Source organism: Streptomyces sp. NPDC050121 (assembly GCF_044460385.1).
Taxonomy (GTDB): domain Bacteria; phylum Actinomycetota; class Actinomycetes; order Streptomycetales; family Streptomycetaceae; genus Streptomyces; species Streptomyces soliscabiei.
Map to the genome: position 1 here is coordinate 187,831 of NZ_JBITJV010000018.1, position 6,422 is coordinate 194,252.

General features: G+C 71.2%; 6 protein-coding genes. 2 read left to right on the forward strand and 4 right to left on the reverse strand.

Annotation, left to right across the window (positions count from 1 at the left end):
* Positions 1-72: 72 nt before the first annotated feature.
* Positions 73-780: an ester cyclase gene (locus ACIBTS_RS26655; RefSeq protein WP_399322654.1), complete on the forward strand. Its 708-nt coding sequence runs from the start codon at positions 73-75 to the stop codon at positions 778-780.
* A 112-nt stretch (positions 781-892) separates the two neighbouring features.
* On the opposite strand, the gene groL is transcribed toward ACIBTS_RS26655, so the two are convergent.
* The 4 genes from groL to ACIBTS_RS26675 form a co-directional block, all read right to left on the reverse strand.
* Entirely contained in the window at positions 893-2,518 is a 1,626-nt protein-coding gene (gene groL / locus ACIBTS_RS26660; protein ID WP_319333999.1) for a chaperonin GroEL, read from the reverse strand.
* A gap of 110 nt (positions 2,519-2,628) precedes the next feature.
* The gene (groES, locus tag ACIBTS_RS26665) at positions 2,629-2,937 is read right to left on the reverse strand and encodes a co-chaperone GroES (RefSeq protein ID WP_020132158.1); all 309 of its coding nucleotides are present in this window, start codon (positions 2,935-2,937) and stop codon (positions 2,629-2,631) included.
* A gap of 246 nt (positions 2,938-3,183) precedes the next feature.
* Complete coding sequence (locus tag ACIBTS_RS26670; protein WP_399322656.1) at positions 3,184-3,993, reverse strand: polysaccharide deacetylase family protein; 810 nt, start codon at positions 3,991-3,993, stop codon at positions 3,184-3,186.
* Positions 3,990-4,958, reverse strand: a complete 969-nt coding sequence (locus ACIBTS_RS26675; RefSeq protein ID WP_399322658.1) for a polysaccharide deacetylase family protein — start codon at positions 4,956-4,958, stop codon at positions 3,990-3,992. The genes ACIBTS_RS26670 and ACIBTS_RS26675 overlap by 4 nt, the downstream gene beginning before the upstream one ends.
* Before the next feature lie 183 nt (positions 4,959-5,141).
* Here ACIBTS_RS26675 and ACIBTS_RS26680 point away from each other — a divergent pair.
* Positions 5,142-6,422, forward strand: a 1,281-nt coding sequence (locus ACIBTS_RS26680) for a methyltransferase domain-containing protein (RefSeq protein ID WP_399322660.1), incomplete at its 3' end; no start/stop codon positions are given.

Genomic DNA, 6,422 nt, shown 5'->3' on the forward strand with positions numbered 1-6,422 from the left:
AGGTGGCGTCGGCGCTCCGGTGGGAAGATGGGCGTGAGGGGTACCGGACCCAGGGGGGCCGGAGGCTGCGCCATGACGTTCGTACAGCTCATCGACTGCAGGACCAGCCGGTTCGACGAGATGGACCGGCTGATGGACACATGGGTCGAACAGACCAAGGGGAAGCGAACCGCGACGCACGCGGTGGTCGGCAAGGACCGTTCCGACGCGTCGCACTTCATCGAGATCGTGGAGTTCCCGTCGTACGAGGAGGCGATGCGGAACTCGAACCTTCCGGAGACCGGCAAAGTGTTCCAGGAGCTGGTGGCCCTGTGCGACGAGATGCCGACGTTCACGGATCTCGAGGTGGTACGGGACGAGCAGTTGTATGCGGAGACCGCGCGGCGGTTCTTCGAGGCCGTGGCCGCGCGGGGTGAACTGCCGCCGCTGGACGGGCTGATCGCCGAGGAGTACCACGACCACGATCCCGCCAACGAGCAGGACACCATGGGCATGGACGCGATGCGGCGGGAGGTCGAGATGTGGCGGGGCGGCTTCGACTTCGCCTTCTCCGTCGAAGACCAGTTCGGGCAGGGCGACCGGGTGTGCAACCGGTGGACCTGGCGCGGGACCCACAAGGGCGACTTCATGGGGCTCCCGGCGACGGGGAAGCAGGTCACGATGACCGGGACGACCGTCTTCCGGTGCCGGGAGGACGGAAAGCTCGTCGAGGGCTGGTGGCAGTACGACCGGCTCGGGCTGATGGGGCAGCTGGGGGCGCTGGACGCGCTGGAGACGTGAAAGCCGAGCCGTAAGTCACGGGGCCGCCCGCGAAGAGACCGCCCGCGAAGGGGGAAGCCCCCGTTCCGTGACCGGAACGGGGGCTTCTTCGTGCTGTTCGGTGCTGCTCGCCTCAGTGGGAGTGGCCGTGGCCGTGGCCCGCGGCGGCCGGCTCTTCCTCTTCCTTCTTCTCGACGACCAGGGTCTCGGTCGTCAGCAGGAGGGAGGCGATGGAGGCGGCGTTCTCCAGGGCGGAGCGGGTGACCTTGACCGGGTCGATGACGCCGGCCTTGACCAGGTCGCCGTACTCGCCGGTGGCGGCGTTGAAGCCCTGGCCCTTGTCGAGCTCGGCGACCTTGGAGGTGATGACATAGCCCTCCAGGCCGGCGTTCTCGGCGATCCAGCGCAGCGGCTCGACGACGGCGCGGCGGACGACGGCGACACCGGTCGCCTCGTCGCCGGTCTTGCCGAGGCCGCCCTCCAGCACCTTGGCGGCGTGGACGAGCGCGGAACCGCCACCGGAGACGATGCCCTCCTCGACCGCGGCGCGGGTCGCGGAGATGGCGTCCTCCAGGCGGTGCTTCTTCTCCTTCAGCTCCACCTCGGTGGCGGCGCCGACCTTGATCACGCACACGCCGCCGGCCAGCTTCGCGAGGCGCTCCTGGAGCTTCTCGCGGTCCCAGTCGGAGTCGGTGTTCTCGATCTCGGCCTTGATCTGGGCGATGCGGCCCACGACGTCCTCGGAGTTGCCGGCGCCGTCGACGAGGGTGGTGTCGTCCTTGGTGACGGTGACGCGGCGGGCGGAGCCGAGCACGTCGATGCCGACCTGGTCGAGCTTGAGGCCGACCTCCTCGGAGATGACGGTGGCGCCGGTGAGGACGGCCATGTCCTGCAGCATCGCCTTGCGACGGTCACCGAAGCCGGGGGCCTTCACGGCGACCGCGTTGAACGTGCCGCGGATCTTGTTGACGACGAGGGTGGAGAGCGCCTCGCCCTCCAGGTCCTCGGCGATGATCAGCAGCGGCTTGGAGGAGTTGGTCTGGATGACCTTCTCCAGCAGCGGCAGCAGGTCGGCGATGGAGGAGATCTTGCCCTGGTTGATGAGGATGTAGGGGTCCTCCAGGACGGCCTCCATGCGCTCCTGGTCCGTCACGAAGTACGGCGACAGGTAGCCCTTGTCGAAGGCCATGCCCTCGGTGAAGTCCAGCTCCAGACCGAAGGTGTTGGACTCCTCGACGGTGATGACGCCGTCCTTGCCGACCTTGTCCATCGCCTCGGCGATGAGCTCGCCGACCTGCGTGTCCTGGGCGGACAGGGCGGCGACGGCGGCGATGTCGGACTTCTCGTCGATCGGCCGGGCGGTGGCCAGCAGGTCCTCGGAGATCGCCTTGACGGCGGCGTCGATGCCCTTCTTCAGGGCGGCCGGGGAGGCGCCGGCGGCGACGTTCTTCAGGCCCTCGCGGACGAGCGCCTGGGCCAGGACGGTGGCGGTGGTGGTGCCGTCGCCCGCGATGTCGTTGGTCTTGGTCGCCACCTCCTTCACCAGCTGCGCGCCGAGGTTCTCGTACGGGTCGTCGAGCTCGACCTCACGGGCGATCGTGACACCGTCGTTGGTGATGGTGGGGGCGCCGAACTTCTTGTCGATGACGACGTTGCGGCCCTTGGGGCCGATCGTCACCTTGACCGTGTCGGCAAGCTTGTTGACGCCGCGCTCGAGGGCGCGACGGGCGTCCTCGTCGAACTTCAGGATCTTCGCCATGGGAGCGGTTCAGCCCTCTCGGAAAACGTGGGGAACGAACTGCGCCCCCAGCGCCCGGCTTCACAAAGTCGCGGGGGCCAGGGGCGCAGTTCACTGCAAAACTGGGTGAATTACTTCTCGATGATCGCGAGCACGTCGCGAGCCGAGAGGACGAGGTACTCCTCGCCGTTGTACTTCACCTCGGTGCCGCCGTACTTGCTGTACAGGACGACGTCGCCAACCTTGACGTCGAGCGGCAGGCGCTCGCCGTTCTCGAAGCGGCCCGGACCCACGGCGAGGACGGCGCCCTCCTGGGGCTTCTCCTTCGCGGTGTCCGGGATGACCAGGCCAGAGGCGGTGGTCTGCTCGGCGTCGAGCGGCTGGACCACGATGCGGTCCTCGAGCGGCTTGATGGCAACCTTGGAGCTGGTGGTCGTCACGATCCGACCTCCCCCTTCGGAGATCTCACGGGGTTAACTGTCTGAGGTGGCGACCAGGTGGATCCGTCGTCGCGGGTGCCGGACCTGCCCGTCGCTGTGTTGGCACTCTCCAGTGGTGAGTGCCAGAGCTGAGACTATGACCGCGATTAGCACTCGGTCAAGCCGAGTGCCAATCGCGTTTGGAGGCTGTCGCCCCCGGACCCCCCGCTTCGGCGGAGACGGACCCGCCGGCGCCGCGAAGAACTCTCACACGTAGTCCTCCAACCGGCCCACCGTCAGACCCTCTTCCTGCACCCGTCGCAGCAGCCGCACCGTGCGTTGTCTCATGCTCGGGCCCGTCGTCTCGTCGGGGTCCACGGCGATGATGTCGCCGGGGCGCAGACGGGGGGAGCCGTGGGCGTAGGCGAGGTCGGCGGGACCCATGGAGACGCGCCAGAGGACGATCGCCGTGATGCCGCAGTCGGCGGCGGCGCGGCGGGTGGTGGTGTCGTAGGCGCCGTAGGGCGGGCGGAAGAGGCGGGGGCGCAGGCCGAAGCGGGCGCGGAGCTTGTCCTGCTGGCCGCAGATCTCGGCGCGCTGGCCGGCGTAGGGCAGGCCGCGCAGGGCCGGGTGGTCCAGGGTGTGGTTCTGGATGTTCGCCCCGACGGAGCGGAGGCGGGCGAAGTGCCCGTAGCCGGGGCCGACCACACTGTCCGTCAGGAACATGCTGACCGGGAGACGCAGTTCGCGGACCATGTCGACGAAGCGGGGGTCGCGTTCGGCGCCGTCGTCGTAGGTGAGGAAGACGACCTTGTCGGTGGTCGGGACGTGGTCGACGACCGGTGGGAGGCCGGCGCCGGGGCTGCCCGCGAGGGGCCGGCCGGCCGGGTGGGACGGGGCGGGGGCCAGGGGGGAGGTCAGACCCCAACGGCGGTACGGGTCCTGGGCGGCCGGGCCGGGTGGGCGGACCCCGGCGGCGGCCTTCCTGCCCAGCCGTTCGATCGGGTCGACGGACTGGGCGCAGCCGGTGAGCAGGGCGAGTGCCAGGACGCCGGCGGTCAGGGACCGGAGGCTCACAGGTAGTCCTCCAGCCGTGCCACCGCGTACCCCTTCTCCGTGATCTTGTCGAGGAACCGGCGGATCATGTCGGGCATCGTGCCCTTCCAGTCGCCGCGACCGCGGAAATGGCTCAGGACGATGTCGCCGGGGTGGATGTCCTGGTCCCACTCGCGGTACTCCCAGTGGTCGACGAAGACCTCCTCGTCCCAGATGGGGGCGTATCTGATGCCGCACGACTTGGCGGCGCGCAGGGTGTCCTGGTTGTAGTTGCCGTAGGGCGGGCGGAACAGGGTGGGGCGTCTGCCGTACTGCCGCTCCATCACGTCCTGCATGCCGCAGATCTCGCGCTGCTGCTGCCGGTACGACAGCCCCGGCAGGTACGGGTGGTGGAGCGTGTGGTTGTTCAGTACGACCCCGGTGCCCTGCATCTTCTTGAAGTAGCCGTAGTCGTCCTTGATCAGGTAGTCGCTGAGGAAGGCGGAGTACGGGATCTTCAGGTCGCTCATCATGCGCAGGAACGCCGGGTCCTTCTCGGAGCCGTCGTCGATGGTGAGGAAGACGACCCTGTCGTTGGTCGGGATCGTGGTGAAGACCGGGGGGAGGCCGAGCGTCTCCTGGTCGTCCACCTCGAAGCCCTCGCGGGCCGTGATCTCCGGCTTGTGGGCGGGCGGCGCCGGGGGCGTCAGCGGGACCTTCTTCAGCCCCCAGCGCTTCGCCGCGGCGACCCGGGCCTGCTGGGCGGCGCGGAGCCGGGAGGCGTACGTGTGCAGGGCGCGGGCCGGTGGGGCCGCGGGGGGCGCCGCCCGGTCCGGCTGCTGGCCCGGCGCGGGGCGGATCCCCTTGCCTGCCCCACCGGTCCCCGCGCCGCCTCCCGCGCAGCCCGTCGCGACGGCGGCGAGGGTGAGGACCGCGGCCGCGCTCCGGAGGCCCGTGAGGCGGAGCCCCGTGCGCCTTGTCCACCTCGTGCGCCGCGTGCTCCTCATGTGCCCGATGCGCCCCGCCTCCACGGCTCCGGTGCGGCGACAACCAGCCTCGTAACGGCCACTCTTGTCATCATTTTGTACGACAGATCCCATGGCGCCGGATCCTCGCAGTCACCGCCCCGGAACCTCGCCCGACACCGCCGCCGGAGGCGCACCATCCACCGACTGGCCCACAATGACCCGGTGAACGACCTCGCCCCCCTCCTCACCCCCGAGGGCCGCGCCCTCCTCGACGCCGTGCGCGGCATCGCCCCCGCCGACGAGCTCGCGGTCGCCACCCGGCTGCGCCGCGAGCACCCCGCGGACCTGGTGTCCGCGGCCCTGGGCCAGGCCCGGCTGCGCCAGCGGGCGGCGGCGAAGTTCGGGGCCGAGGACGCCGAGCGGATGTTCTTCACGCCGCACGGGGTGGAGCAGTCGACGCGGGCGAGTGTGGCGACGTATCGGGCGGAGTGCTTCCGGGCGCTGGGCATCCGCTCCCTCGCGGACCTGTGCTGCGGTATCGGCGGGGACGCCATCGCGCTCGCCCGTGCCGGGATCCGGGTGCTCGCGGTGGACCGGGATCCGCTGACCGCGGCGGTGGCGCGGGCGAACGCCGACGCGCTGGGGCTCGCCGACCTCATCGAGGTGCGGGAGGCGGACGTCACGGACGTCGACACGAGCGGCTACGACGCCGTGTTCGTCGACCCTGCGCGGCGTGGCGGTCGCGGCCGGATCTTCGATCCGGAGGCCTATTCGCCGCCGTTGTCCTGGGCCGTCGAGGCCGCCCGCAAGGCGCCGCGCGCCGCGCTGAAGATCGCGCCCGGCGTCCCTCACGAGGCGATCCCCGAGGACGCCGAGGCCGAGTGGATCTCGGACGGCGGGGATGTGAAGGAGGCCGTGCTGTGGTTCGGGACCGGCGAGCCGGGGGCCGTTCGGGCGACCCTGCTGCCCGGCCCGCGGACGCTGCTCGGCGGCGGTCTGCCCGACCCGGCGGTCCGGCCGGTCGGGCGGTATCTGTACGAGCCCGACGGCGCCGTCATCCGGGCGCATCTGGTCGCCGACGTGGCCCGGGACCTCGACGGCGGGCTGATCGACGAGACCATCGCCTACGTCACCGCCGACGCCCTGCACGCCACCCCGTACGCCTCCGCCTACGAGATCACCGACCAACTGCCGTTCAACGTCAAGAAGTTGAAGGCGCTGCTGCGGGAGCGTGAGGTCGGGATCCTCACCGTGAAGAAGCGGGGGTCGGCGGTCGAGCCGGAGGAGCTGCGCAAGAAGGCGCTGCCCAGGCCGCAGGGGCGCAACTCCGTGACCGTGTTCCTGACGCGGGTGGCGGGGGGGGGGGGGGGGGGGGGGGGGGGGGGGGGCCGCCGCCCGCCCCCGCGGGCCGGGGGGGGGGGGGGGGGCGGGGCGGGGGGGGGGGCGGGGGGGCCGGGGGGGGGGGGGGGCGGGGGGGGCGGCGGGGGCGCCCCCCCCCCCGCG

Coding starts and splice junctions, on each gene's coding strand:
- ACIBTS_RS26655 (WP_399322654.1), top strand. CDS start 73: ATGACGTTCGTACAGCTCATCGACTGCAGGACCAGCCGGTTCGACGAG.
- groL (WP_319333999.1), bottom strand. CDS start 2,518: ATGGCGAAGATCCTGAAGTTCGACGAGGACGCCCGTCGCGCCCTCGAG.
- ACIBTS_RS26675 (WP_399322658.1), bottom strand. CDS start 4,958: ATGAGGAGCACGCGGCGCACGAGGTGGACAAGGCGCACGGGGCTCCGC.